Genomic DNA, 25,471 nt, shown 5'->3' with positions numbered 1-25,471 from the left:
ATTGAACCTACATGTGTAGGATAGGTGGGAGGCTTTGAAGGCGTGACGCCAGTTGCGCTGGAGCCGTCCTTGAAATACCACCCTTGTATGTTTGATGTTCTAACGCAGGCCCATGAATCTGGGCCGCGGACAGTGCCTGGTGGGTAGTTTGACTGGGGCGGTCTCCTCCCAAAGAGTAACGGAGGAGCACGAAGGTTGGCTAATCCTGGTCGGACATCAGGAGGTTAGTGCAATGGCATAAGCCAGCTTAACTGCGAGACGGACAGGTCGAGCAGGTACGAAAGTAGGTCATAGTGATCCGGTGGTTCTGAATGGAAGGGCCATCGCTCAACGGATAAAAGGTACTCCGGGGATAACAGGCTGATACCGCCCAAGAGTTCATATCGACGGCGGTGTTTGGCACCTCGATGTCGGCTCATCACATCCTGGGGCTGAAGTCGGTCCCAAGGGTATGGCTGTTCGCCATTTAAAGTGGTACGCGAGCTGGGTTCAGAACGTCGTGAGACAGTTCGGTCCCTATCTGCCGTGGGCGTTGGATGATTGAAGGGAGTTGCTCCTAGTACGAGAGGACCGGAGTGAACGAACCTCTGGTGTTCGGGTTGTCACGCCAGTGGCACTGCCCGGTAGCTAAGTTCGGAATCGATAACCGCTGAAAGCATCTAAGCGGGAAGCGAGCCCTGAGATGAGTCATCCCTGACCCCTTGAGGGTCCTAAAGGGCCGTTGGAGACCACAACGTTGATAGGTGGGGTGTGTAAGCGCGGCGACGTGTTGAGCTAACCCATACTAATTACCCGTGAGGCTTAACCATACAACACCCAAGAAGTGTTCTAAGGCTTGTAGCAAATACGAACGAATTACTTACGTCAGCTTTCTCAGATTGAAGATTTTGCCTGGCGGCAATAGCGCCGTGGAACCACCTGATCCCATGCCGAACTCAGAAGTGAAACGCGGTAGCGCCGATGGTAGTGTGGCATTCGCCATGCGAGAGTAGGACACTGCCAGGCACCAAATTAGCAATAAGCTAGCCGAATGCGGAGCGGTAGTTCAGTCGGTTAGAATACCGGCCTGTCACGCCGGGGGTCGCGGGTTCGAGTCCCGTCCGCTCCGCCACTAAATAGAAGGCCTTCCCGATTGGGAAGGCCTTTTTGCTATGAGCGATTTGCCCGTGGGCCACAGCCGCGTCCACGCCAGAATAGACACCAAAGCCCGGTCTGATGACCGGGCTTTTTCGTATGGAAATCCACCCGGCTTGTTTATTTTTACTGGTCTGCTTTTGGCTTGTGGTGCGCGATTAGGGTTGTATCTCGCTTATAACTCGGTAGAGTAAGGGCATCTTGAGTTTGCCTGTCCCGCGCCGAGTTCGCCGGGTTCCAGGTGTAACTTGGCCAGTTTTTATCAACCTTAAGCTAGTGGTATCGATATGGAACAAGTAAACAAGTCCACCTTCAGCGATGTACTGGAATATGTGCGTATGTCCCGTCGCCAGAACAAACTCAAGCGTGAAATTGCGGATAACGAGAAGAAGATCCGTGACAACCAGAAGCGTGTACTGCTGCTCGATAACCTGAGCGACTATATCAAGCCGGGTATGAGCATCGATGAAGTGCAGGCCATCATCGCCAACATGCGTACCGACTATGAAGAGCGCGTGGATGACCACATCATCAAGAACGCCGAGCTCTCCAAAGAGCGCAAAGAGCTGAGCACCAAACTGAAGAGCATGAGCTCCCACAAGTAATGCTTCGCTTACCATGTTAAACAACACCGGCCATTGGCCGGTGTTTTGTTATCAGCTCTGATCTCTGCCACTCCTGCAACAATCGGCTCCCCTTTTCAGAGTTGCCCTGTTACCATCAATGCAAAGCGGTCAATAGTTTCAAGCCATTGACTTGAAACGACTAAGCTTGATTGAAACACAATAAATTGCGCAACCATGGTGGGGCTTTTATGGGCGCATCAGAACAGACGGATTTGACACAAGTGGCATCTCAAGATTCATCTGTCCAGACCACGGACGGGAACCCCAAGCGCAAGCGTCGTTCCTGGTGGCGCTGGCTGTTTTGTTTCCTCTTCCTCGCGTGTCTTGGGGCTGTGATCGCTCTGGTTGGCTACGAGATGAAAACCTCGAAGCTGCAATCTCAGGAGATCTCGCGCTATGCCGCCAAGCTTACCTATCAGGTTGAGCCCGGCCAGAGCAAGCAAATCGCTTTCCCTGAAGATGGGCCGTTCGACAAGCGACTTGGCTACGTACAACTGCCAATGATGCAGGAGCGGCTGCTGCAGCGCGGCTATCAGGTGAGCAAGCAGGTGCATTTCTCCGATGCGCTCTACGACTATGCCAAGCGTGGCTTCTTTGTCCCCTATACCGAGAAGGTACAGGCCGGGCTGTCGCTCTATGATTGCCGTGCCGAACCTTTTTACCAGTTCCGGTATCCGACCCATCACTATCCGGATTTTGCCTCGATCCCGCCGCTCATCATCCAGTCGCTGCTCTTTATCGAGAACCGCGACCTGCTGAGCAATGAGGAGCCGTTGGCCAACCCAGCTGTGGATTGGCCACGCTTTGCCAAAGCGGCTGTTTCTCAGGTAGGCAAAGCGCTGGATATGCAGGATCAATCTGCTGGCGGCAGTACGCTGGCGACCCAGGTGGAGAAGTATCGTCACTCTCCGGACGGCTTGACCATGTCCCCCACCGAGAAGATCCGCCAGATGGCATCTGCCAGTGTGCGAGCCTACCGACTTGGGCCAGAGACGCTGGAAGCGCGCAAACTGGTGGCTTGGGCCTATCTCAACTCGGTGCCCCTCTCGGCTGCTCCCGGCTACGGCGAGGTGCACGGGTTAGGTGATGGCCTCTGGGTCTGGTTTGGCGCCAATGTCGAGGATGTAAACCGTCTGCTGGATCCGGCTCGCAACCAGAATGCCTCACTGGCGGAGCAGGGGCTTGCGCTGCGTCAGGTGGTTTCTCTGATGATCGCCCACCGTCGTCCCTCCTACTATCTGGCTCAGGGGCGGAGTGCGCTGGCAACACTGACCGACAGCTATCTGCGTCTGTTTGTGCAGGAGGGGATGATCACGCCTCCGCTGATGGAAGCCGCCCTCAAGGCCAAGGTGACTTTCCGCGACTTTTTGCAATCTCCGGCGGTGACCAAGGTCAATAACAGCAAGGGGTTACAGGTAGCACGTACCCGTCTGAGCCGGCAGCTCGGGGTGCAGCTTTACGATCTCGACCGGATGGATCTGACAGCCGAGACCAGCCTCAATATGCCGTTGCAAAACGAGATTTCTCACTATCTGCAACAGCTGGCTGATCCCGCTTTTGCGGCACAGGTCGGCCTGTTTGGTGAGCGCCTGCTTTCGCCAGAGAAGACCGGTGATGTGCGTTACAGCTTCACCCTGTTCGAGAAGTCGCCGGAAGGGTTCAAGGTGCGGGTGCAGACCGACAACACCGATCAGCCGTTCGACATCAACGAAGGATCCAAGCTCGAGCTGGGCTCCACTGCCAAGCTGCGGGTGCTGACCACCTATCTGGAGATAGTGGCCGAGCTGCATGACAACTATGCCGACATGCCGGCAGCGAGCCTGCGCAAGCTGGCCGATGCCTCTCAGGATAACCTCAGCCGTTGGGCCATCTCCTATCTGATGACGGCGAAGGACAAGAGCCTGCCCCCGATGCTGGAAGCCGCGCTGGATCGCCAATACTCCGCAAGCCCCAGCGAAGGCTTCTTTACCGGTGGCGGTATGCACACCTTCAACAACTTCCGCAAAGAGGATAACGGCCGCATACCGGCGATTCGCGATGCGCTGCGCGAGTCCATCAACCTGCCGTTTGTCCGCCTGCTGCGTGACATTGTGCGTTACAGCCTCTACAAGGAGGGGAACCGCGCCCAGCTGCTCAAGGATGACAAGGATCCCCGTCGTCAGGAGTATCTGGCCAAGTTTGCCGACAAGGAGGGTCAGACCTATCTGCTGCGCTTCTGGCGCAAGTATCACGGCAAGAGTGCCGATGAGCAGCTCGATACCTTCCTGGATGGGTTGAAGCCGAGTGCGGTGCGTCTGGCGGCGGTTCACCGCTATCTGATGCCAGATGCTGACCTGGCGACCTTCTCAGCCTTCCTTGCCAAGCGTCTGCCGAATGAGAAGCTGAGTGCAAAACGGGTCGAGCAGCTCTATGTCAGTTACGGCCCCGGCAAGTATTCACTGCCGGATCAGGGCTATATCGCGCGGGTGCACCCGCTGGAGCTGTGGCTGCTCTCCTACCTCAAGGAGTTCGACAAGGCGACCTTTGCCGATGCTGTCGCGGCAAGCCGTGACGAGCGCCAGGAGGTTTACAGCTGGTTGTTCAAGACCCGTCACCGCAGTGCCCGTGACAGTCGTATCCGCACCATGCTGGAGGTTGAGGCCTTCCTCGATATCCATCAGCGCTGGGCGCGGCTGGGCTATCCATTCGACCATCTGGTGCCGTCGCTGGCGACTGCGTTGGGCAGCTCGGGCGATCGTCCGGCAGCCTTGGCCGAGTTGATGGGGATTATCCAGAATGGCGGTATCCGGGTACCGACGCTGCGCATCGAGCATCTCTCGTTTGCCAGAGGCACGCCTTTCGAGACCGAGTTCGATCCGACTCATACCGAAGGGACACGCGTCTTGCCGGCCGAGGTGGCAACAGCGCTGCGCAATGCACTCTCCAAGGTTGTCGAAGGGGGGACGGCGAAGCGAATTGCCGGCGCCTTTACCATGCCGGATGGCACTGTGCTGGCAATGGGCGGCAAGACGGGGACCGGTGACAACCGGATCGAGACGGTCGGGCGCTATGGCAATGTGACCAGCTCGCAGGCTCGCAACCGTACCGCTACTTTCGTCTTCTATCTGGGGGATGATCACTTCGGCACGCTGACGGCTTATGTGCCGGGCAGCCAATCGGACAAGTTCCGGTTCACCTCCGCGTTGCCGGTGCAGGTGCTCAAGGGGATGGCGCCGCTGCTGATCCCCTATCTGCTACCGGGTTCACATACCCAGTGTCTGGCCACTCAGTGAGTGGCAGACAGAGATAAAAACGGGGAGGCTGTGAAGCCTCCCCGTTTTTTTATTATTGAATACAGAGCTCTCGCTGACTCGTCAGGCGTTCAGAATGAACTGTTCAATCACCTGAGCCACGCCATCTTCATCGTTGCGAGCGGTTGTGTGCTGCGCCAGCGCCTTGATCTCATCGGTTGCGTTACCCATGGCGACACCCAGTCCTGCGTATTCGATCATATGGTGGTCATTGCCGGCATCGCCCACGCAGATCACCTGCTCTGCGGTTAGTCCGAGATGCTCGGCCAATGCGGCAACCCCGGTCCCCTTGTTGCTCTGCTTGTTCATGAATTCGAGGAAGAAGGGGGCACTCTGCACCACTGTGTAGCGCTCATAGAGCTCTGCAGGCAGACTCTCGATAGCGCGGGCGAGCTGGGGCGGTTCGTCGATCATCATCACCTTCATGATCTGCTCGTCGGCCGGCAGGGTGGCGAAGTCGATCAGATTGATGGGCATGCCGATAAGACGGGATTCATGCTCGGTGTAACGGCTGACGCGCGGGCTGATAAGCCCCTTGGTGACAGAAAAACCGTGTACGTTCACCTCAAGCTCGTCGGCCAGTTTGGCGACGGCGCTGGCATCGCTGCCGGTCAGCAGCTGGCTGCGGATGATGCGCTGATCGGCAACCTGCTGTACCAGAGCGCCGTTGTAGCAGATGACATAGTCATGCTCCCCGGTGAGGCCGAGCTCGACCAGATAACGGCTCATCCCCTCCAGCGGCCGGCCAGAGGCCAGTACCACGGTGACACCTTTGGCACGAGCAGCCGTGATGGCGGCGTGGGTGCGGGGAGTAATCTGGCCTTGCGGGTTGAGCAGGGTGCCATCCATATCCAATGCGATCAGCTTGTACATCATTCACTACCTGAGTCTGGGCGGCCCGCCCAATGGGGCCTGGGAAGTGGCGAGTGTAGCGAAAATCGGCGGCCGGATCACGGTCACTACTGATATGAATAGGGTCAGCCTGACCTATTTATGCGCCTCATAGGGGATCATCAGCAGCTGATCTTCCCGGATGCAGAAGTGGATGGGGCCGTGTTCAATATCGACCCGGTTGTGGTGATGGGCCATCTCTACCTCGATACCGGGGAAGAGATGCTGGGTGGCGATGATGTCCATCTCTGCCATCAGCTTTTGCAGCTCTTCGTGGTTGGCCGCAAGTTGCTCTTCCAGCTGGCGGAGCTCCTGCTGATGGCGCTCGCGGATTGGTTTGAGCTTGCGCAGGGTATCGGGATTGCGTTTTTCAGTGGGGAGTTGCACCAGCCGCATCACCAGCTCCTTGATCTTGTCGAGCTGCTCCTGACAGAGCTGTTGCTGTTGTTTGAGCTGATGCTCCTGCTCCTTGTGAGTAAAGTAGCCGCCAAGGATCTGCAGCTTGGTATGGTTGCCGGCCGATGCACCGAGTACAGGAGAGATGATGAGCCGGTTGGCGATGGCGAGCCCTCCCAGCAGGTTGCCTTTGCGCATCCCGCTGTCACCCACCTTGATATCCTGACCGCTGCGGCTATAGCAGTGGCTGAGCTGGGTCTGGATCTGGATATCACCGCCGGCCTCCAGCTGGGCATATTGGGCGTAGTTGGCGTGGATCTCCCCCTGCGCGTTGAGCTGGCAGAGGTACTCGCCCTGTTCATTGCGCCGACCTATGATGCCGTGACGCACCGTGATGGTGCCTCCCGCTTCAATCCAGCCTCCCTCGATAAAGCCGCCGACGACGATGTCACCGCTCACCGAGATCTTCATGCCCGGATTGACATCATCATTGACGATGAGTCCTCCCTCAAAGGTGATGTGACCGTGGCGGGCATCCACCCTCTTCACGCTCAGCACCTCATCCACTTTCATTCCCGCCTTCTCCTGACAGGGGAGACCGGCACGGCTTGCAATCAGCACGTCCGGGTCATCGGGCGAGAAGAAGGTGCCCTCTCCGGCGCTCATGGGACTGTCCTTGCCATGCTTGGCGGGGAGCTCCTGACCGGTCACGGTGAAGCCGGGGACGCCCTGAGTGGCCGGGTGACGGCGCATCAGCTGGGCACCTGCCTTGACGGTGACGATGGAGCCGAGATCCCTCAGATCGACCCGGCCATGATCCAGCTCCTGAGGTTTGAGAATACGTTCGGCAGGGGTCTCCACCAGCCGCTCGTAGCGGGTGTCCTGACCGTTGACTGCGGCTTGGCCGCGGGCGATGACCAGTTTCAGCATGCTGCCGGGGGCCGCTTCCTTGGCGGAGAGGATGGCGGTAGCAAGCAGAGCCTCGCTGACCCCCTGCTTCACCTCGCTGATGGAGATCGCCTCTTGCAACTGTTCGAGGGTCAGGTACTTGCCACCCCAGTCGGCGGTGATCTGGGCGCTGGCACTCATCCGGTCTTTCTCGACCACAATCATCACCTTGGCATCGTGCCGCTTGGCGATGGGGATGGGAGTCGTTGGAACAGAGGCGGCAGGGTTGCCTTGCAGCATGTTGAGCAGGGAGATCGACTGTTTGATCCCCTCCGTCAGGGGTTGGTAGCGGCGGCAGTTGGAAGCGAGCAGCAGGGTCTGCACATCCTGTTCGGTGACAGGTTTGGTGAGTCCCGGCGCGATGCGCAGGCAGACCTGATCCATGTCACTTGATAGCAGCAGCCACTCTTTGCTTAACACCGGCTCTCCTTGCTGGGTGGGAGAGGGAAGAGCCCCTCTACTGTCATTAAATCTCTCAATGATGGATAAAGCGAATCACTGAGCCGAAGAGTGTGCAGTATTTGGATATTTCTGCTGGAAGGTCAATGGATTGAGTGCAAATGGGTGACCGGATCGTAAGAAATGACAGTGCTGATTGGAGATGACCCGGCCCAATGCCGGATCATGAAAACGAGCCTGTGCGGCGCAGACGATTCAGGATTGGTTTTCAGCGTAGGTCAGTCGCCGAGCTGGGCCGTTCTGGTCAGGGTGAGGTAATCGGCCACTACCGGCAATCCCAGCAGATGGCGGCGCAGCATGTCGAGGGCGGCGAAGGCGAGGATCTTGCGGCGGCTCTCGGGATCCGGGTGGCTGACCTTGAGGGTCTGGCCGAACGAGATTTCATCGGCGCAGAGCAGCAGGGGCACGCCGTTCGGTCCCGCCCGGCCTATGGTCAGACTCATGCCATGGGGAGTGCCCGTCAGCTGGGCAAGTTCGCAGCTCAAGGCGCTGCTAAAGCTGGCCTCCAGCGCAGCGTGTTCATGGCACATGGCCAGCAAGGCCCCCCGGCTCTCACATTCATACAGAGTGAGTGGTTTCTCTCCCAGCAGAGTGAGGATCTGCTGCTCCGGTTCGAGATCCCCTCTGCCGACCAGCCAGGGCTCGATGGTGGCGAGCAGTCGCGCTTCGGCTGCATCCATGTCTGCCGTGCTGGCACCGTGGCCAATGAGCTTCAGCTCGATAAGCGGCATAGCGGATCGGTAACCGAGTTCGATCCCGCTGGGCCAGGGGGCCGCATCCAGCATATCGCTGAGGGCTGATTCCGAGACGCCAAACGTGTAGAAGCGGCGCAGCTCGGTGTCGGTCCGGGCACCGGCCAGCACCTTGAGGCGCGGCATGATCTGCTCGCGCACCATCTGTTTGAATTCGAAGGGGACGCCCGGGGTGAAGAAGAGCCGGCTCAGGCCGTGGCTGGCCGGGTGATTGACCATAAAGCCGCAAGCGGTACCGACCGGGTTGTCGAGGATCTCGCAATCCTGCGGCAGCCAGGCCTGCTTGGCATTGCTGGTGGGCATGGTTCGGCCGCGGCTGGCGTAACGCGCTTCAATGGTGGCGAGCCAGTCCGGAAACAGGGTGAGCGGCTGGCCGAAGGCCTCGGCCGCTGCCTGGGCGGTGAGATCGTCGGCAGTGGGGCCGAGCCCGCCACACACCAGCACCACCTCGGCGCGGCTGGCGCTCTCCTGCAGCACGTTTTTCAGGTCGGCGAGGTTGTCCCCCACCGTCAGGCGGCGGCGCACCTGCCACCCCTGTTCCAGCAGCAGGGCGCTGAGCCAGGCCGCATTGGTATCCACCACCAGTCCCGTCACTATCTCGTCTCCGGTGCTGATGATCTCGATACGCATGGCGGGCTCCTTGTGCTGAAACGGGGAAAAGATAGGGCTACTGGCCTGCGGGGATCAGGGCTTGTTGTGCTCGAAGTAGTAACTGATCCGGGTACGCGGGTTGAGGTACTCGAACACCGCAGGTGGCAACCGCTTGGGATGGATCACTTTGGCGATGGAGAGCTCGGCCTGCTGCAGGTCGATGATGGCCGCCTCCTGACGCGGGATACGCGGATCGTAGACCAGCACCGAGGGGTAGAGCAGGCGGGAGGCGTTGACCGACATCACCAGCCCGACCTGGCCGTTGGAGAGCTGCACCACGCTGCCGGGCGGGTAGATCCCCATCAGCCGGATCAGCATGCTGAGGTACTCCGGATTGAACTGGGCCTTGCGCTGCTTGTAGAGGCCGCTCAGGGCCGAGTAGGGCACCTTGGCCTGCATGTGGCAGAGGTTATCGTACTCGTTGATGAGGGAGACCATCTGGGTGAGCGGATCGAGCTGCCCCTTCTTGAGCCCTTCCGGCCCGCTGCCATCCAGATATTCGTGGTGGTGCAGCACAATGCCCTTCGCTTCGGCCGGGAAATCCTTGGCCAGATTGAGCAGATCCAGCCCGTAGCGCGGGTGCTGGGCCATCAGGTTCTGCTCCGGCTTGGTCAGCGGCTCGGTCTTGCGCAGGATCTGGCTCGGGATCTTCAATTTACCGATGTCGTGGAACAGGGCCCCCATGCCAACCTGGCGGATCTCGTCGGCCGTCATGCAGCACTCCTTGGCGAGCAGCATGCTGAGCACGCTCACATTGAGGGAGTGGAAGTAGAGGTTGTTGCCATCCTCGCCATCAGAGACCAGATGGAGCACCATCTCGTCTACCGAGAGCAACTGCTCGGTCATGGCGTTGACCAGCTCCTGCGCCTCGCCGATGGCATTGAGGGGGCGAGACTGGATCTTGCTCATCACGCTGCGCACCTGCGCCAGCGACTGCTGGAACTGCTTTTCGCACTGCTGCAGATTGCGGCGATAGAGTTGCAACTGCTCGATGCGGCGATCCTTCTCCTGCTGCATCTGGGCTTGCCGCAGGGCTGCATCGGCGTTTTCCGATGGCTGGGTGACGGCATGAGCCTGCTCGAGAGGCTTGGGCGGTACATCGCTCTTGTCGGGAATGATGGTCACCAGTTTGAGGCCCAGGCGACGGATCAGTTCGATCTCTTCTTCATTCTTGATTTTGAAGCTGGAAAACAGGAACGGGTGTTCGCGCCACCCCAGTGGCAGGGATACATAGTTGCCGACTTGCAGTCGATCTACGGAAATCTTGATACCGGTCATTATCTTGGATGCAGGGGAGATACTGAGCCGTATGCTAGTCAAAGGCGAGGGTGAATACAAAAGGTATCTGATGACAGGGTGAACGCTTTATTATAGGCTTCTGGATGTCCAGACATATTTACCGATGCAGTACAGGGAGTAAGCATGCCGATCAAGATCCCGGACCAGTTACCCGCCGCCGAAGTGCTGGGGCAGGAGAACATCTTCGTGATGACGGAATCACGGGCCGTCACCCAGAACATCCGCCCGCTGCGGGTGTTGATCCTCAATTTGATGCCCAAGAAGATTGAGACCGAGATCCAGTTGATGCGGATGCTCTCCAACTCGCCGCTACAGGTGGATGTGGATCTGCTGCGCATCGACGATCGGGAGTCGAAGAACACGCCGCAGGCGCATCTGGAGAACTTCTATCACGACTTCGAACAGGTGCGTGGCAACAACTACGACGGCATGATCATCACCGGGGCGCCGCTCGGGCTGGTGGAGTTCGAGGAGGTGGTTTACTGGCCGCGCATCGTCGAGATCATCGAGTGGTCACATCAGCATGTGACCTCTACCCTGTTCCTCTGCTGGGCAGTGCAGGCGGCGCTGAAAGCCCTTTATGGCATGGAGAAGCAGACCCGGGGCGAGAAGCTCTCCGGCGTCTATCACCACCACCGTCTCGACGAGCACGAGCCGCTGCTGCGCGGCTTTGATGACGAGTTTGTCGCGCCTCACTCCCGCTATGCGGCGTTCGACGGCGACCTGATCCGCGCTCACACCGATCTGCAGATTTTCGCGGAATCAGCAGAGGCGGGCGTCTATCTGGCAGCGACCAAAGATTGTCGTCAGGTCTTCGTGACCGGCCATCCCGAGTACGATGCGTTGACCCTGGATGGTGAATATCGCCGGGATCTGGCCGCGGGGCTCGACCCCATCATCCCGGTCAACTACTACCCGAACAACGACCCGAGCCAGACCCCGCGCGCCAGCTGGCGCAGCCACGGCCATCTGCTGTTCTCCAACTGGCTCAACTACTACGTCTATCAGCTCACCAGCTACCGGGTGGAGGATATCGGCAAGGTCTTTACCTACGACCAGAGCGGCAAGTAGTTAAGGCGTTGTTCTCCAGTCGATCGGCCTGCTGCTGCAGCCAGTGGCGGTGGGTATCCAGAGTGAATGCCTTGGGTCTGTGCGCCTTGACGGTGGCCATCGCCTCGTCAAGGGGCCGGCCAAGGGAGATCAGCAGAAGGGCGGCCAGCAGTCCGGTGCGACCGCTTCCCCCCTTGCAGTGGATGACCAGATGCTTGCCATCGCGCAGCAGCTCGGTCAGCCGGGGCAGAAGTTGCAGCCAGCTCTGCTCGAAACGGGAGTCGGGGGCTTGATCATCTTCGATGGGAAGGTGGAACCAGCGCATTCCCTCCCGTTCGACCTGCACGCCAAGATGGGCGAGGTCGAAGCGGGTCAGTTCGGCGTCAGTCATCAGGGTGATGACGGCGTGGGCACCGGCCAGTCGCAGCTGGTCGAGGGCGAGAGTCAGCGGCACCTGCTGGGTGCCCGGACAGGGGGTCAGCAGCAGCTGACCATCGACGCGGGGAAGCTCCAGGCTCCAGAAGGGATGAAACGGGTGCATGGCGGATCCTCGTGTGGCGGCCGGTTTACCGAGCCCGGCGAATGGCGCCAAGCATAGGCAGGGCGGGGGGGATGTCAATGGCCGTTGTGTTTGGCCCGGTTTACGGGCAGAGTCTAAAAAATTGAGCGGTTAGAGGAGTGAAGATGAGAAATCTGGATCAACTGGATTTGGATATCCTGGCCCATCTGTTTCGGGATGCAGGCATGACCAACAAGGATCTGGCCGCGCTGGTGGGGGTTGCTCCCTCCACCTGTCTGGAACGGGTACGCAAGCTGCAACAGGACGGGGTGCTCAAGGGGGCGCACTGCGAGGTCGATTATCAGGCCCTCGGTGGTCATATTCAGGCCATGGTCTCCCTGCAACTGGCCCGCCATAGCCGCCAGATCATCGATGATTTTCGCGATGCCATTCTGGTGCTGCCCGAGGTGATCAGCCTGTTCCACATGGGTGGCAAGGATGATTTCCTAGTGCACCTCTGCGTGGCCGATACCGAACACCTGCGCAACTTTGTCTTCGATCACTTCACCTCCCGCGAAGAGGTGGTGCATCTCGAGACCTCGCTGGTATTCGAGCACAGGTTCAGCCGCTCGCTGCCCTGTTTCCCCCAGCCATAACGCCAGTGTGAAAAAACCGCCTTTCGGCGGTTTTTTTCTATCGGGCGGCGCTGGTTGATGGCGCCTGTTCGGCAGCGGCGGTTCGCTCATCTTTAGCCGTCCGGTAGAGCCCCTTCTGATAAGCCAGGCTGCCCCAGAGCGCCAGCCCCAGCGTCGCCTCTTTCATGGCGGCTGGTTGTGCTACCGGCGTCAGCGTTTCGGTGGCATCGTCATAACGATACCCTTCAGCCGGACGCTCCGGTTGCAGGATCACCACATCCTGACCGCGCATCAGGGCAAAGTTCTTGTCGTACTGCATGATAGCGCGCCCCGGCCAGTCGGCTGGAATGCGGGTGAGATCCTTGCCAAGCATCGGATAGTCGGCACTGATCCCCATCAGGGAGAGCAGGGTCGGTGCCATGTCGATCTGGCTGACGATGCGCGGATCTTTCTTCGGCGCTATGCCGTCACCCACGATAACCCCCGGAATATGGAAGCGGGGAATGGGCACCAGACTGGCGCCGCTGACCCGGCTGTCGTGGTCGGCGATGACCAGAAACAGGGTGTCTTTCCAGTACTCCGAATTTCTCGCCTTTTTGAAGAACTCGCCAATGGCGTAATCCGCATACTTGGCCGCGTTGTTGCGGGTCTGCTTGGGCTGCTCATAGAGGGCGATGCGATTGTCGGGAAATTCGAACGGATCGTGGTTGCTGGAGCTGAACACCAGGCTGAAGAAGGGCTTGCCCTGTTTGTGCAGCTCTCTGAAGGTTTCGTCAGCCTTGGCCATCAGATCCTCATCGGAGGCGCCCCATGAGCCCTTGAAGACCGGGTTGGTGAAATCCTTCTGCTCGACGATGTTGGTGAAGCCGTTGCCGAGGAAGAAGCTGCGCATATTGTCGAAGTGACTCTCGCCGCCATAGATAAAGCTGGTGTCGTAACCTCGCTGCTTAAGCAAATCCGCGATGGTGAAGAAGTTGGTCTGGCTCTTGCCGAGCTTGACCACGGCCTGTGCCGGGGTCGGCGTGAAGCCGGTCAGCACGGCCTCGATGCCGCGCACCGAGCGGGTGCCGGTGGCGTAGAGCTGCTCGAACGCCCAGCCCTGTTGCGACAGGGCATCGATGTTGGGAGTGAGCGGCAGGCCGCCGAGGGAGCCGACGAACTGGGCGCCGAGGCTCTCCTGCAGCAGGATCACCAGATTCTTCGGTTTGCCGCCGTAGCTGGCTTCGTTGAAGGTCTGGCTCGGCAAGGTGTCGGAGCTGAACTCATGGGCGGCCCGGCCACTCTCCTGACGCACAATCTCGATGATCTGCTTGTCAGTCATCTTGCCGTAAAACTGGCTGGCATCCTCTTCGTCTCCCATCTGCTTGATGGCAAAGAAGAGGGAGTAGGCGGAGTTGACGGTCAGCGCATTGACCAGCGGGTCATCGGCAAAGGCGACCATGGCCGGGTTCAGGGCGCGATGGCCCAGGCTGGAGCGGGCACCGAGAAAACCTATGGCCAGAATGAGCAGGGCGAAGGCGGGCCGCCAGTACCAGCGCGGGAAGGTAAGATCGCGCAGCAGACGGCCACTCAGCCACCAGCCTCCGGTCAGCACGGCGCCACTGAAGACCACCGCCAGCAGCAGCTCGGCTTTGCGGCCCGCCCACAGCATGGAGAGCACCTCTTTCGGATAGATGAGGTATTCCACATAGAGGCGATTGGGGCGCACGCCATATTCGGTGACAAACGAGGGGGTGGAGATCTCGAGGAAGAGCATCAGCCAGAGCCCGACGGTCAGCCAGACGCGCATCAGCTGCATCCAGCCCCGACCGATGGTGTGAGGCCCCGCCAGCAGCAGGGTAAACATGGCCGGGACACCCCAGAGCCAGCAGATTGTGGCGAAATCGACCCGGATCCCTTGCTGCAGCATCTCCTGCCAGCCGGCGACGGCATCGACCCGTTCCAGTTGCCAAATCCCCAGCGCAATACGGCTGAGAGTCAGAGAGCCAAGGGCAAGCGCACAGAAGACGGCAAAAGGCCAGAACGGGCCTAGCCGCTGTTTCAGAGTTGTCATGGTTGTTCCTGATTGAGCCTGTAAGCATCTGTCCACAGATGCTTTTTTTGTTTTGTTGGGAGATATGACAAGGAGATGGGGAGAAGGTTGCGTGCTGATCGCGGTAAAAGAGATAAATTGCGTGCTGCTTATGCAAAAGTGTGACATCAGACAGCTGTAGCACACAGCATAACCTGCTGCCGGAAGTGTGAGCCGGCACGCTAATGGGGCCATGACAGCTATTTATAATTGCCGCGAATTATCTGGGTGGAGCCGAAGGATGCCGGTCTTTATCGATGTCGACTATTTGCAGGGATGGCGCCTGTTTCTGGTGTTGTCGGATGGCACAACAGGCGTGCTGGATCTGACCCCGTGGCGAGGTCAGCCGTTGTTTGCTGCGCTGGAGACGGAGCGTCATTGCGCCCGGGTCTTCATCAACCGCCACCACCAGCTGGAGTGGCCTGTTGGCTGCACGCTATCCGCCTATGAGGTCTATCACCTCATCATGCCGATGGACGAGCGGGAAGCCTTCCGCTAATCCCTGCTTTTTGTGAGCCAACGCCAGATTCCTGTTACTGGAATGTTTGGGCGTTTGCCTTCCTGAATCAAATTGGGTAAAAACAGCGCAACATTTTGCCAACCTGGCTTTGTTTCGTCTGATCAAGGCTTGCCGCACTCATGCAGCAGGCCTTTTTTGCGACCAGAGCCCAAACCTTTCCCTTGCTGAAAGGTTTGGCTGGCAAGATGAAAAAAACATAACAAACAAATACATAAGGAAAATGTATGGCTTGTCATATGCGCACACCCCTTGCCCTGCTGGTGGGAGGGTTGGCCTGTCACGGTGCTGCCGGGCAGGAGCAGATTCAGCAACCGGAAACCATGGTGGTCGTGGCGAGTCGCCCCGCCAGCACCCTGGAGGTGACGCTCGATCCCAAGAAACCCGGCTCTCCCATGCCGGCTGCCGATGGCGCCGGTTATCTCAAAAACGTCACCGGCATGAGCATGGTGCGCAAGGGCGGTCTGGGTGGCGATCCCGTGCTGCGGGGGATGGGGATGTCCCGTCTCAACGTGCAGATGGATGGCGGCATGCTGGCCGGTGGCTGTGGCGGCCGGATGGACCCGCCCACTGCCTATGTGTTCCCCCAATCTTTTGACCGGATCCGGGTGCTCAAGGGGCCGCAATCCCTCGAGCAGGGGGCGACCCTGGCGGGAACCGTGCTGTTCGAGCGGGACAGACCCGAGTTTATGGCGCCGGGCTTCAAGAGCGACGCCTCGGCCCTCTTTGGTAGCTTCGGCCGCGATGACCAGATGGTCGACATGACGGCGGGCTCGACCGATGGTTATCTGCGCGGTCAGTTCACCCACTCCGACAGCGACGATTACCGCGATGGTCACGGTAACAAGGTGCGATCCTTCTATCGCCGCGAGAACGGCACCGCCCAGTTGGGCTGGACGCTGGGGGAGCACACCTGGCTGGAACTCACCGCCGAGCGCAGCAATGCCCGAGCCGCCTATGCGGACCGCACCATGGATGGCCCCATGTTTGATCGCGAATCCTTCGGGCTGAAGCTCAAGCAGGAGGAGATCACCACTCACTGGCAGCGCAGCGAGCTGACCCTGTGGGACAACTACATCGACCACATCATGGACAACTTCAGTCTGCGGCCAAGCAGCGGCATGAAGATGCTCTCCAACCCGGATCGCCGCAACACCGGTGGGCGCTGGGCCAACGACATCGCTCTGCCAGCCGACTGGTTGCTGACAGCCGGGCTCGACAGCAACCGGGATCAGCACCGCAGCCGGAGTGGCGTCGACTATGCCACCAAGGATCGCCAGCGCACCCTGCGTTTCGAGCAGCAGGGCGGTTTTGCCGAGCTGGGGCGCCAGCAGGGGGCCCACAGCTACAAGGGGGGGTATCGTCAGGATCGGGTCGAGACAACCCGTTATGGTGCGGGTGATCAGACCCTCTACAGCGAGACCGAGCACCTCGACAGCGGTTTTGGTCGCTATGAGTACCAGTGGTCGCCCCGCTGGTCCAGCTATCTGGCGTGGGGACAGGCAGAGCGAGCGCCGGACTACTGGGAGCGCAGCAAGGACAGCACCCCGTTCACCCTCAACCCGGAGCGCAGCCGCCAGTGGGATGCGGGTCTGGCTTTGCGCAGCCGCGAGCTGGATCTGACCCTCTCCCTCTTTAGCGCCAACATCAAGGATTACCTGCTCTACAACAGCAAGTCGAACCAGGTGCGCAACATCGATGCCCAGACCCGGGGCGGCGAGCTGGAGGGGCGCTGGCAGTTTGCCGAGCAGTGGCGTCTCGATGGTGGTCTGGCGGTGGTCTACGGCGAAAACCAGAGCGACAACAAACCGCTGGCGCAGATGCCGCCCCTCGATGGCAAGCTGGCGCTGGGCTGGCAGCCGGACGAAGCGCTGAGCTTCACCCTGCTGGGGCGCGCCGTGGCGGCGCAGGATCGGGTAGATCTCTGGTCCGGTACCGTTGCGGGTCAGGATCAGGGGGAGACTCCGGGCTTCTTCACCATGAACCTGAGTGGCGCCTGGCAGTTTGCCAAGGGGTGGCAGCTCTCGGCCGGGGTAGACAACCTGTTCGACACCTTCTACTACGAGCACCTCTCCAAGTCGGTGCACAGCAGTCAGGCCGGGTTGGGCTATGAGCAGAGCGGCCGCATTCCCGAGCCGGGGCGTGCCTACTGGATCTCGGTCAACTACCGCTTTGCCTCCGACGGCGTACTCTGAGCAAGACGAGCGGGTAACGTTTTCAGTCACAGACCCCTCTGCGAGCGCTCGCTATCATGGCGAAAAGCAGGTGCATTCAGACACTTGTGCTCACAGCGGGAACATGACAATGAAACAGGGAACGTTGCGTTATGGCGGCCTCATCGGGGCCGCCCTGTTACTCGCCGCTTGCGGCGGCAGTGGAAGTTCTGGCGGGGGGAGTACGCCTCCCGCCGTCAATCCACCGGTTACTCACCCTCCGGTCGCCACGGCCAGTCGGGCCTGCTACGGCGATGAGCAACTCGCCTGCAATCTGCGCATCTATCAGGTGATGGTGGAGTCCTTCGTCGATGGCGACGGCAGCGCCAACTACGGCGTCGGCTACGGCCCCTCCCGCCACAACGGTGATCTGCAGGGGATCATCGACAGCCTCGACCACATCAAGAGCCTCAACGTCAATGCAATCTGGCTCACCCCCGTGTTCGACTCCTGCGCAGGGCAAGGGGGTGATGACAAGCTCGATGCCACCGGCTACTTTGCCTGCGACTTCTTCAACGTCGATCCCAGCTTCGGCAGCAATGCCCAGCTGAAAAAGCTGGTGGACGGGGCGCACCAGCGCGGCCTCTACGTCTTCCTCGACGGGGTGTTCGGCCACGTCAACAAGGTGGGGGTGAGCAAACCTTCACCGGCCGGCTTGCTGCCCGCCCTCAAGAGCGGCGGTGCCGGTTATCCCGGCCAGCTGGTGGATTACAGCCAGCCCCAGAGTCTCGCCTACTTCAAGGAGGTGGCCCGCTACTGGGTCGAGCAGTACGGCATCGACGGCTGGCGTCTCGATCAAGCCTATCAGCTGAGCCTCGATGAGTGGCGCGCCATTCGCCGCGAGGTGGAGCAGGCCAGCGCGGCACGCAAGGCGGCCGGTCAGCAGTGGGGCACCCTCGGCTACATGGTGGGCGAGGTGTGGAAGGGGGCCGACGAGATCCGCGCCCAGGCGTATGGGTCGAGCGACAACCCGGCGCTCTCGTCTGCGTTCGACTTCCCGCTGCGCTACGGCATCGTACAGGCGCTGGCGGTGGAGGAGTCCGGCAAGGGCGGGCAGGGGGCCAGCGTGCTCGACGCCAGCTGGAACAAGGTGGAGAACTACCCGAATCACGCCATGCCGAACCTGATGCTCGGCAACCACGATCTGGTGCGTTTCGGCGATCTGCTGGAGCGAGGTCATTTCAATCCGGCGGAGTACTGGCAGCGCCACAAGGCGGCCTTCAGCTTCCTCGCTGCCCGCTCCGGCCCCATCACTCTCTACTATGGCGAGGAGTTTGGCGACGAGGTGCCGGGCTTTGCCGCCAAGGTGGGCGGTGACTGCGCCGCGCTGGGATTGTGCGACGATCATGTTGCCCGCAGCGACGGCAAGGTGCTCGATGTCACCGGCTTTGTACCGGGCAGCGAGCAGGCAGAGCTCAAGCTGTGGCTCAGCCAGCTGCTGGCTCTGCGCGCCAAACACCCCGCCCTCTATCAGGGGGAGCGGGTCAAGCTGGTGGCCGAGGGGAGCCTCTATGGCGACATCAAGGAGACGGCAGCAGAGCAGATCGTCTACCTGCTCAACGTCTCGAGCACGCCCCAGAGCTATGCAGTGCCAGTCGGCAAACTGCGCAGCGGCAGTGCGCTGGTGGATCTGCAGAGCGGCGAGAGCCTGGCCATCGGCAGCAGCAGCGTAACGGTGGAGTTGCCCCCCCTCACCGGTCGCTTCCTGTTGCTGCAATAGCGCGACCACGACCCAACGCAAAGGGCTCCATATCGGAGCCCTTTTTCATGGCGATGCCCGTTGCGACGTCGTCCTACTTCTCTATGCCGCTGCCCAGCTCATCCGGGCGGGGAGCGGCTGGCGGGTGACCATTGCCGTTGCCATTGCGCCAGCTCTCCAGCCGGTTGTGCACCCCGCGGCGCAGGCTCTTGAAGCTGGTCTCCAGATAGTCGACACCGACCAGAATGGAGAGGGTGACGCCGGTGAGCAGCAGCGCCTGATGGAGCATCTGCATGCCGATGAGGGCGCCGAGGGCGGCCAGCATCCAGACAGTGGCGGCGGAGGTGACCCCCAGTACCTGGCCATCCCGGGTCATCATCACCCCGGCACCGAGAAAGCCGATGCCGGTGATGAGCTGGCCCAGCACCCGTGCCTGATCGGCGCTCTGGGGGCTGAGGGCGGCGCCGATGGCGAGAAAGCAGTAGGTGCCGAGGATGATGAGCGAGGAGGTGCGGATGCCGACCGGCTTGCCGCGTAGCTGGCGCTCCAGCCCTACCAGAGTGCCGCACACCAGACAGACCAGGATGTTCTCCCAGCCAAGGGGCGCAATGTCCCACCAATCAGTCGTCATCATATCCACCTCTGCAATCGATGCTTGTTGTTATCCGGCCGCGCTCTGCCCCCGGTTCTCCAGCCGCTGGCGGAAGGCGCGAGCGAGGCGCTCGTAGAGGTCCTTTGCCTCTCTGTCCTCAATATCGCCACGTATCCAGGGATTGTCGATGATTTCCAGCAGCACGCAGTCGCGCCCCTGCTGGCGCAGGTCGACCCCGAACAGGCCGTTGCCGAGCTGATGAACGGCGCGGCGGGCAGTTTGCAGCACCCGTTCTGGCACTTCGTTCAGTGGCAGCGCCTCGATCCGGCTCATGTCGAGAGGGTGCTTGCGGCGGCGGATGCGGTTGCCGGGCTCGGGGCGGAAACGGCGGCAGGCAAACAGCGGCGAGCCATCGAGAAAGCCGATGCGCCAGTCGAACTCGGCGGGGATCCGGCTCTGCACCAGCAGCAGGGCGGAGCGGGCCAGCCCCTCGTCCAGCAGGCGAGCCAGCTGCTGCTCGTCGCTGGCCATGGCCAGATCCCGCCCCTGTGCGCCGTCGGGCACCTTCACCATCAGCGGCAGGCCGAGCCGCTGCACCAGCTCGTCAACGTGGTGGCGGCCACGGCGGGTCACCACCATGGTGGGCGGCATGGGCACGCCGCTACGCACCATCAGCTCGTAGAGATAGAGCTTGTTGCTGCAGGCGAGGATGGCGCGGGAGCTGTCGATCACCGGCATCTTGAGCTGCTCGGCGCGGCGGGCAAATTCGAAGGTGTAGTGGCCGACCGCCGTCTCGGAGCGTAGCCAGAGGGTATCGAACTCCGGCAGCCGCTCGATGGCTGACGGCGCCAGGATCTCGGCCCGGATCCCCTGCGCTGCGGCCGCTTTGATAAAGCGCTCCAGCGCCACTGCATCGCTGCTGGCGCGGCCGTCGTTGGGGTCGACCAGAATGGCGAGCTGGTAGAGCGGCGCCGCCTGCTCCTCGTCGCCGGTGCCCACCAGTGCCTGGGCGTGGTGCAGCATCAACTCTTTCTCGCTCGTGCTCAGTTCCAGCGGTGACAGGCTCTGCTGCTGGCGCACCGACCAGCCGTGGCGGCCGCGCTTGAGGGTCAGCTCTTGCAGCGGCAGCTGGCTCAGGCCGTAGTAGTAGCGGGCCAGCCCCGCCAGCTCGCTCTGTTCGCACTGGCCGAAAATGGCGCGTACCCGGATTCGGTCCTCGCTCTGCTGGGCCAGCCAGCCCTGCAATTTTCGCCACAGCTTGGCCGGTGGCTGCTGGGGTTGCAGCTGGCTGATGGCCTGTAAACCCGGTAGACAGTGGTGGCCGCGGGCCTGGGCCAGCAGTGAGCAGTAGTAGCCGGCACTGAGGTGTTCCAGATTGCGGCAGAGGTTGATGATGCGGGGGCGGCCGCCGGTGGTGGGCACTCCGTGTTGCAGGTAGGTGCGGGCGGTCAGCAGATAATCGGCATGGCAGGGCCAGTCGCCCAGCTCTTCGACGATGACGTAGGTACTCATATTTTCGGCTCCACAGATGAAACTGCCTTAAGCGGCAGGATCCCCAGTGGGCTTCGATGCACCGACAAGCACGACAATGGCGCGAGGGGAAACAAGAGGTTACAGTGCCTAATATTCTGCCTTGGTAACTTGTGATACAAGTCGCATTTTTGGTGCTGAGGATAAATAACCGCACAAGGACTCCCCGTGTTGACCGTCCGCGCCGCCCGACCCAGCGATCTGGGCGCCATCGTTAAACTGGAACGCTACTGTTTTCCTCCCGAGGTCGCCTTTGGCCGCAGTCGCTGGCACTATCTGCTCGCCCAGGCCAGAGGCCGCACCCTGCTGGTGCTGGATGAGAAGGAGCAGCTGATGGGCTATCTCTGCCTGCTGGAGCACAAGGGGTGGGATCGCCTCATCGTGCAGACCCTCGCCATCCGCTGGACCATCCGTCGTCAGGGCTGGGCGCGGCGCCTGCTGGAGCAGGTGATCCGCGAAGGGCAGAAGGCTGGCTGGGGGGCGATCCGGCTGGAGGTCGGCGATGCCAACGCCGAGGCGCTGGCGCTCTACCTGGGGCTGGGGTTCAAAGCCACCCAGCGGCTGTCCGACTACTATGGCCCGGGTCAGCATGCCCATCGGCTGGTGCTGAAGCTGGCCGGGGAGAGGAGAGAAGAGGAGAGGGGATGAGCTGCGACAACTGTCTTGCCACCGCCATCAGGGCCAAGCTGGGGCGCTGCCCGGTCTGCGCCGGCCAGACCTTTGCCGTCGGCATGGTCGGCTGGCTGGTATGGTGGTGGTGTGGCGCCGACACCTCGGTCAACGCCCTCACCGGCTTGCTGTTTGCGCTGGGTGGCTCGGCCCTCTTGCTGCTCCATCTGGCGGTATTTGTCTGGCGCAAGGCGACCGGACGTGAATTGAGCGATGAATAAATCAGATTGGTTTCAACAACATAAATAACAATATCGGTTGAGATAATGGAGGTTCAGATGATAGCAATGGTAACGGGCGCCTCGTCCGGTTTTGGGGAGTCCATCAGCCGCCAGCTGGTGCAGGCGGGCTACAAGGTGATCGGTACCGGTCGCCGCGCCGAGCGGCTCGCTGCGCTGGCTGACGAGCTGGGCGAGCAGTTCCTGCCGCTGGCGTTCGACGTGCAGGACAAGGCGGCCACCCGCGCCGCCATCGCCGCTCTGCCAGCCGAGTGGAGCGAGGTGGATCTGCTGGTCAACAACGCAGGTCTGGCGCTGGGGCTGGAGCCGGCCCACAAGGCGGATCTGGAAGATTGGGAGCAGATGATCGCCACCAACATCAGCGGTCTGACCCTGCTCACCCGACTGCTGCTGCCGGGCATGGTGGCGCGCAATCGCGGTCACGTCATCAACATCGGCTCCATCGCCGGCACCTACCCCTATCCGGGCGGCAACGTCTACGGCGCCACCAAGGCGTTCGTGAAGCAGTTCAGCCTCAACCTGCGCGCCGATCTGGCGGGCACCGCCATCCGCGTCACCAACGTGGAGCCGGGCCTGTGTGGCGGCACCGAGTTCTCCAACGTGCGCTTCCACGGTGACGATGCCAAGGCGGCCTCCGTCTATCAGGGTGTGGAGGCGATCCTGCCGGACGATATCGCCAATACCGTGCTCTGGATCAGCCAGCAGCCCGCCCACGTCAACATCAATAGCATCGAGATCATGCCGGTGGCTCAGACCTTCGGCCCGCTCAATATCAGCCGCCGCTGATTGCAGATTTTGATGAAGCCAGCTTGATGAAATGAACAGAGGCACCCCGGGGTGCCTCTGTTCATGCTGTTCTATCAACCGAGCCGGTTACAGGCTCATGATCTTCTTGAACTCCTCCTCCGAGTATTTCTTCTCACTGCTTTTGGTCAGATCCGTCATCAGCTTGTAGCGCAGCGTTTTGGCCATCTGATAGGTCTGCTCCAACTGGCCATAGGAGTAGTCGGCGGCCAGCCCGATGGCGGTAGCCTTGTCGCTGGCGTAGGCCTGCTTCAGGCTCTGGTCGAGCAGTGCTACCTCCTTGTAAAGCTTGCTGCTCTCCTTGCTCCAGACGCCGCGCAGCAGCGGCAGGTACTTGTCCGGATCAGCGCTGGCCAGCGCGGTCAGGCTGCGGAACTGCCAGTAGGCGGAATCATCGGAGTAGCTGTCGCTGCCGGTGCGATAGGGCAGGGGGTAGTTTTCCAGCGTGTTGTAGAGCGGCACCATGACCGATTCGGCCAGCACGCCGTAGCTCTGCCAGATCAATCCCTGCAGCTCTTTGGGCATCTCCTTGCGCAGCTGGATGACGTGGGATTCCAGTTGGCGATCGATGCGGATCGGCCGCTCCGCCTTGCCCGCCAGCGGCGTGCCCTCATAGGTGGCGCTCAGCAGTTTGGCCACGTCCGGCACGGCGATGGGGGCATCCGGCTTCATAAAGAGCGGATATTGCGCCTGCCGGGTCGGCTGCGGGTGGCTGGCGGTCAGCATTTTCTGGCCGAGCCACTCCCGATCCACGTTATACGGGTCAGCGATGACCCCGAACGCCTTGGCGAAGTTGAACTCTTTCGGGTCGGCGTTATCCAGCAGTTTGTGCTCGCGTACAAACTCCAGCAGCTTGGGCGAGTGCAGCACATCGGCGCTGTCGAGATTGACGCCGTGGATGCGCAGGCCGTTGGCCACCATGGCGTAGCTGTCGTCCGGCACCCGCACCGCGATCCAGTGGTGGCCGGAGCCGATCTCCATCAGCCAGGCCTCGTTCACATCCGCCAGATAGAGGCTGTTGCCCTCACCGGCGCCATATTGCTCCACATAGCGGCCAAGCAGCTCGACCCCCTCTTTGGCCGTTTTGGCCTGTGGCAGGATCAGGGTGGGGATGATGGCTTCAATCACGCCCTTCTCGATCAGCGGATCGGCTTTCTGGGCCTTGTCGTTGACCTCGGCACTGGTGGTGGCCGAAATGGCGACGTTGAACTCGTTGATGCCGCGCTCCTCGTAATACTTGCCGTCCGGGTCGCTGGCTGTGGCATCCCAGTCACGAATGGCTGAGTAGGCGAAAAACGCCTTTGGCATCGGCACTTCCAGCCCGTTACCCAGCTTCCAGACCTTGCCCTCGTTCTGCTGCGCGGGCCGGAAGGCGAGGTACTTGTTCCAGTTGTTGACGCCAAAATCCTCGTTTCTGGCGATCATCACGCTGCCATCGGCACTGGCCCCCTTGCCGACGATAAGGCCGGTACAGGCGTCGGCACTGGTGCCAAGCAGGGTGAGCAGGGTGGCGGAGAGAAGACTCAAGGTGTGTTTTTTCATAGTTATGCCCGAAAGGTTGCGGTGAGTGAGAGCCAGACGAGGGGATGAGGTGTGGGGAGGCCGCAACTCCGAACTGGCAGCGGAGTGAGCTCGGCAGATTGGTCTGCCTGTTATTGGTTTGACGAACAGATCATCCATGACACGGCTGGCTGGTTGCGATGTGCACCAAAATTGTATGCCTCGCTGGTTGTTTGTTTTGTGATCGACGGAGCGTTCCTGCGGTTTATAGGGTGCAGTGTTTGTGGGGCAGCGGTATGTGTCGGAAATCGGGGTAAAAGCAGCGGATGAGTCATGATTCTGACGCTGCGTCGGGGCTGTAACCGCTGCCAGACTTGCCAGAGCGGGGATCTCGCCCAATCTGACAAGTTGGCCTGTAACTTGCTGGTTTTATTGTCAAAGGTGGGGCCAGACCCCATACCGCCGCATTCAGTCGGCCCGCTCCGGCGGGTCGGCACACAGAACGGGAGTCTTCATGGATATCAAACCCTACAGCCAGCAGCTTGCCCAGAGCGCCTCCAATAACCGCGCCCTCGCCACCCTCAACAGTGCCAGTAGCGGCGGGCAGGGTGGTGGCTGGGAGGAGATGGTCAGCCTCTCCACCCAGCGTATGACCGGTCAGGCCCAGCAGGTGCTCACCTATGAACATCTGGCCAAGAACAGCAAGCTGCCGCCGGCGCTCGACATGAGCTCCGACAAGGGGGGGGTGGTGCAGCAGCTGGTGGACAAGGCACTCGGGTTTGATCGCAAGAAATTCAATGAGATAGAAGACAAACTCAAGGCTATTGCCGACAACAAGAAGCTGACCCCGGAAGAGCGGGCCGAGCAGAGCAAGCCGCTCAACGAGCAGAAAGATGCGATGCTGAAAGAGGCAATGGATCGCCTGACCGGCAAGAAGAGCTCATCCAAAGATGAGGCCAAAACCGCCTGATCCAGTCACTTTTGTGAGAGATACCCGGTCGGCACCA

At 60.7% G+C, this 25,471-nt stretch carries 20 protein-coding genes, 1 tRNA gene and 2 rRNA genes (1 of these 23 running past the window's edge); 14 read left to right on the top strand and 9 right to left on the bottom strand.

Annotation, left to right across the window (positions count from 1 at the left end; genetic code table 11):
- The 5 genes from I6L40_RS20870 to I6L40_RS20850 form a co-directional block, all read left to right on the top strand.
- Positions 1-809 (top strand): 23S ribosomal RNA (locus tag I6L40_RS20870) (it extends 2,081 nt beyond the left edge of the window).
- 81 nt (positions 810-890) lie between these two features.
- Positions 891-1,005, top strand: a 5S ribosomal RNA gene (gene rrf / locus I6L40_RS20865).
- 29 nt (positions 1,006-1,034) lie between these two features.
- Positions 1,035-1,111: transfer RNA gene (locus I6L40_RS20860), tRNA-Asp, on the top strand.
- 310 nt (positions 1,112-1,421) lie between these two features.
- Positions 1,422-1,739, top strand: a complete 318-nt coding sequence (tmaR, locus tag I6L40_RS20855; protein ID WP_033115541.1) for a PTS system regulator TmaR — start codon at positions 1,422-1,424, stop codon at positions 1,737-1,739.
- A gap of 209 nt (positions 1,740-1,948) precedes the next feature.
- Entirely contained in the window at positions 1,949-5,032 is a 3,084-nt protein-coding gene (locus I6L40_RS20850; RefSeq protein ID WP_071912448.1) for a transglycosylase domain-containing protein, read from the top strand.
- Between the two features lie 81 nt (positions 5,033-5,113).
- On the opposite strand, the gene yidA is transcribed toward I6L40_RS20850, so the two are convergent.
- The 4 genes from yidA to I6L40_RS20830 all read right to left on the bottom strand — a co-directional run bounded on the left by yidA (position 5,114) and on the right by I6L40_RS20830 (position 10,425).
- On the bottom strand, positions 5,114-5,923 hold the full coding sequence (gene yidA / locus I6L40_RS20845) for a sugar-phosphatase (RefSeq protein ID WP_071912449.1): 810 nt from the start codon (positions 5,921-5,923) through the stop codon (positions 5,114-5,116).
- A 114-nt stretch (positions 5,924-6,037) separates the two neighbouring features.
- Complete coding sequence (locus I6L40_RS20840) at positions 6,038-7,705, bottom strand: FapA family protein (RefSeq protein ID WP_083593462.1); 1,668 nt, start codon at positions 7,703-7,705, stop codon at positions 6,038-6,040.
- Between the two features lie 257 nt (positions 7,706-7,962).
- On the bottom strand, positions 7,963-9,126 hold the full coding sequence (locus tag I6L40_RS20835) for a molybdopterin-binding protein (RefSeq protein ID WP_071912453.1): 1,164 nt from the start codon (positions 9,124-9,126) through the stop codon (positions 7,963-7,965).
- Positions 9,127-9,180: 54 nt separating this feature from the next.
- Complete coding sequence (locus I6L40_RS20830) at positions 9,181-10,425, bottom strand: HD-GYP domain-containing protein (RefSeq protein WP_071912456.1); 1,245 nt, start codon at positions 10,423-10,425, stop codon at positions 9,181-9,183.
- A gap of 144 nt (positions 10,426-10,569) precedes the next feature.
- Here I6L40_RS20830 and metA point away from each other — a divergent pair, with 144 nt between their 5' ends.
- On the top strand, positions 10,570-11,517 hold the full coding sequence (metA, locus tag I6L40_RS20825) for a homoserine O-succinyltransferase (RefSeq protein WP_042032834.1): 948 nt from the start codon (positions 10,570-10,572) through the stop codon (positions 11,515-11,517).
- On the opposite strand, the gene I6L40_RS20820 is transcribed toward metA, so the two are convergent.
- Entirely contained in the window at positions 11,492-12,037 is a 546-nt protein-coding gene (locus tag I6L40_RS20820; protein WP_071912458.1) for a tyrosine-protein phosphatase, read from the bottom strand. The genes metA and I6L40_RS20820 overlap by 26 nt on opposite strands.
- Positions 12,038-12,180: 143 nt before the next feature.
- Here I6L40_RS20820 and I6L40_RS20815 point away from each other — a divergent pair, with 143 nt between their 5' ends.
- A complete protein-coding gene (locus I6L40_RS20815; RefSeq protein WP_033115549.1) occupies positions 12,181-12,651 on the top strand; it encodes an Lrp/AsnC family transcriptional regulator in 471 nt (156 codons plus the stop codon).
- A 37-nt stretch (positions 12,652-12,688) separates the two neighbouring features.
- Here the strand turns inward: I6L40_RS20815 and I6L40_RS20810 are convergent, their stop codons facing one another.
- The gene (locus I6L40_RS20810) at positions 12,689-14,683 is read right to left on the bottom strand and encodes an LTA synthase family protein (protein ID WP_216994807.1); all 1,995 of its coding nucleotides are present in this window, start codon (positions 14,681-14,683) and stop codon (positions 12,689-12,691) included.
- Positions 14,684-14,942: 259 nt separating this feature from the next.
- Between I6L40_RS20810 and I6L40_RS20805 the strand changes: the two genes are divergently transcribed.
- The 3 genes from I6L40_RS20805 to I6L40_RS20795 all read left to right on the top strand — a co-directional run bounded on the left by I6L40_RS20805 (position 14,943) and on the right by I6L40_RS20795 (position 19,151).
- Positions 14,943-15,200: a DUF2442 domain-containing protein gene (locus tag I6L40_RS20805; RefSeq protein WP_071912462.1), complete on the top strand. Its 258-nt coding sequence runs from the start codon at positions 14,943-14,945 to the stop codon at positions 15,198-15,200.
- 245 nt (positions 15,201-15,445) lie between these two features.
- Entirely contained in the window at positions 15,446-17,413 is a 1,968-nt protein-coding gene (locus I6L40_RS20800) for a TonB-dependent copper receptor (protein ID WP_216994806.1), read from the top strand.
- A 109-nt stretch (positions 17,414-17,522) separates the two neighbouring features.
- Entirely contained in the window at positions 17,523-19,151 is a 1,629-nt protein-coding gene (locus tag I6L40_RS20795; RefSeq protein ID WP_071912466.1) for an alpha-amylase family protein, read from the top strand.
- A 73-nt stretch (positions 19,152-19,224) separates the two neighbouring features.
- Here I6L40_RS20795 and I6L40_RS20790 read toward each other — a convergent pair whose 3' ends face one another.
- Together I6L40_RS20790 and I6L40_RS20785 are read right to left on the bottom strand one after the other, a co-directional pair.
- On the bottom strand, positions 19,225-19,764 hold the full coding sequence (locus tag I6L40_RS20790) for an MgtC/SapB family protein (RefSeq protein ID WP_042032827.1): 540 nt from the start codon (positions 19,762-19,764) through the stop codon (positions 19,225-19,227).
- A gap of 27 nt (positions 19,765-19,791) precedes the next feature.
- Entirely contained in the window at positions 19,792-21,234 is a 1,443-nt protein-coding gene (locus tag I6L40_RS20785) for a RimK family protein (protein ID WP_071912468.1), read from the bottom strand.
- A 186-nt stretch (positions 21,235-21,420) separates the two neighbouring features.
- Here I6L40_RS20785 and I6L40_RS20780 point away from each other — a divergent pair, with 186 nt between their 5' ends.
- Genes I6L40_RS20780 through I6L40_RS20770 form a run of 3 tightly spaced genes read left to right on the top strand, consistent with a single transcriptional unit; the run spans position 21,421 to position 22,946 of the window.
- Positions 21,421-21,900 (top strand): GNAT family N-acetyltransferase, encoded by a 480-nt coding sequence (locus I6L40_RS20780; RefSeq protein WP_071912470.1) that lies wholly within the window; start codon positions 21,421-21,423, stop codon positions 21,898-21,900.
- Complete coding sequence (locus I6L40_RS20775; protein ID WP_071912472.1) at positions 21,897-22,142, top strand: DUF3624 domain-containing protein; 246 nt, start codon at positions 21,897-21,899, stop codon at positions 22,140-22,142. Before I6L40_RS20780 ends, I6L40_RS20775 begins: the two co-directional genes overlap by 4 nt.
- 57 nt (positions 22,143-22,199) lie before the next feature.
- Positions 22,200-22,946 (top strand): SDR family oxidoreductase, encoded by a 747-nt coding sequence (locus tag I6L40_RS20770; RefSeq protein WP_071912474.1) that lies wholly within the window; start codon positions 22,200-22,202, stop codon positions 22,944-22,946.
- A gap of 87 nt (positions 22,947-23,033) precedes the next feature.
- On the opposite strand, the gene I6L40_RS20765 is transcribed toward I6L40_RS20770, so the two are convergent.
- Positions 23,034-24,506, bottom strand: coding sequence for a C69 family dipeptidase (locus I6L40_RS20765; protein WP_216994805.1), 1,473 nt, complete (start codon positions 24,504-24,506; stop codon positions 23,034-23,036).
- A gap of 472 nt (positions 24,507-24,978) precedes the next feature.
- Here I6L40_RS20765 and I6L40_RS20760 point away from each other — a divergent pair, with 472 nt between their 5' ends.
- The gene (locus I6L40_RS20760) at positions 24,979-25,434 is read left to right on the top strand and encodes a hypothetical protein (protein WP_033115559.1); all 456 of its coding nucleotides are present in this window, start codon (positions 24,979-24,981) and stop codon (positions 25,432-25,434) included.
- The last annotated feature ends 37 nt before the right edge of the window (positions 25,435-25,471 follow it).

The sequence above is a fragment of the Aeromonas sp. FDAARGOS 1410 genome (assembly GCF_019048745.1).
GTDB classification, from domain to species: Bacteria; Pseudomonadota; Gammaproteobacteria; order Enterobacterales; family Aeromonadaceae; genus Aeromonas; species Aeromonas jandaei.
Note: the sequence above shows the minus strand (reverse complement) of the source record. Positions and strands in the feature narration are given on the sequence as shown.

What these genes read in the sequence shown, in the direction of transcription:
- I6L40_RS20775 (WP_071912472.1), top strand. Translation starts at nt 21,897, where the DNA reads ATGAGCTGCGACAACTGTCTTGCCACCGCCATCAGGGCCAAGCTGGGG.
- I6L40_RS20850 (WP_071912448.1), top strand. Translation starts at nt 1,949, where the DNA reads ATGGGCGCATCAGAACAGACGGATTTGACACAAGTGGCATCTCAAGAT.
- I6L40_RS20760 (WP_033115559.1), top strand. Translation starts at nt 24,979, where the DNA reads ATGGATATCAAACCCTACAGCCAGCAGCTTGCCCAGAGCGCCTCCAAT.
- I6L40_RS20810 (WP_216994807.1), bottom strand. Translation starts at nt 14,683, where the DNA reads ATGACAACTCTGAAACAGCGGCTAGGCCCGTTCTGGCCTTTTGCCGTC.
- I6L40_RS20785 (WP_071912468.1), bottom strand. Translation starts at nt 21,234, where the DNA reads ATGAGTACCTACGTCATCGTCGAAGAGCTGGGCGACTGGCCCTGCCAT.
- I6L40_RS20815 (WP_033115549.1), top strand. Translation starts at nt 12,181, where the DNA reads ATGAGAAATCTGGATCAACTGGATTTGGATATCCTGGCCCATCTGTTT.
- I6L40_RS20765 (WP_216994805.1), bottom strand. Translation starts at nt 24,506, where the DNA reads ATGAAAAAACACACCTTGAGTCTTCTCTCCGCCACCCTGCTCACCCTG.
- I6L40_RS20800 (WP_216994806.1), top strand. Translation starts at nt 15,446, where the DNA reads ATGGCTTGTCATATGCGCACACCCCTTGCCCTGCTGGTGGGAGGGTTG.
- I6L40_RS20790 (WP_042032827.1), bottom strand. Translation starts at nt 19,764, where the DNA reads ATGATGACGACTGATTGGTGGGACATTGCGCCCCTTGGCTGGGAGAAC.
- I6L40_RS20795 (WP_071912466.1), top strand. Translation starts at nt 17,523, where the DNA reads ATGAAACAGGGAACGTTGCGTTATGGCGGCCTCATCGGGGCCGCCCTG.
- yidA (WP_071912449.1), bottom strand. Translation starts at nt 5,923, where the DNA reads ATGTACAAGCTGATCGCATTGGATATGGATGGCACCCTGCTCAACCCG.
- metA (WP_042032834.1), top strand. Translation starts at nt 10,570, where the DNA reads ATGCCGATCAAGATCCCGGACCAGTTACCCGCCGCCGAAGTGCTGGGG.
- I6L40_RS20805 (WP_071912462.1), top strand. Translation starts at nt 14,943, where the DNA reads ATGCCGGTCTTTATCGATGTCGACTATTTGCAGGGATGGCGCCTGTTT.
- I6L40_RS20835 (WP_071912453.1), bottom strand. Translation starts at nt 9,126, where the DNA reads ATGCGTATCGAGATCATCAGCACCGGAGACGAGATAGTGACGGGACTG.
- I6L40_RS20820 (WP_071912458.1), bottom strand. Translation starts at nt 12,037, where the DNA reads ATGCACCCGTTTCATCCCTTCTGGAGCCTGGAGCTTCCCCGCGTCGAT.
- I6L40_RS20770 (WP_071912474.1), top strand. Translation starts at nt 22,200, where the DNA reads ATGATAGCAATGGTAACGGGCGCCTCGTCCGGTTTTGGGGAGTCCATC.
- tmaR (WP_033115541.1), top strand. Translation starts at nt 1,422, where the DNA reads ATGGAACAAGTAAACAAGTCCACCTTCAGCGATGTACTGGAATATGTG.
- I6L40_RS20830 (WP_071912456.1), bottom strand. Translation starts at nt 10,425, where the DNA reads ATGACCGGTATCAAGATTTCCGTAGATCGACTGCAAGTCGGCAACTAT.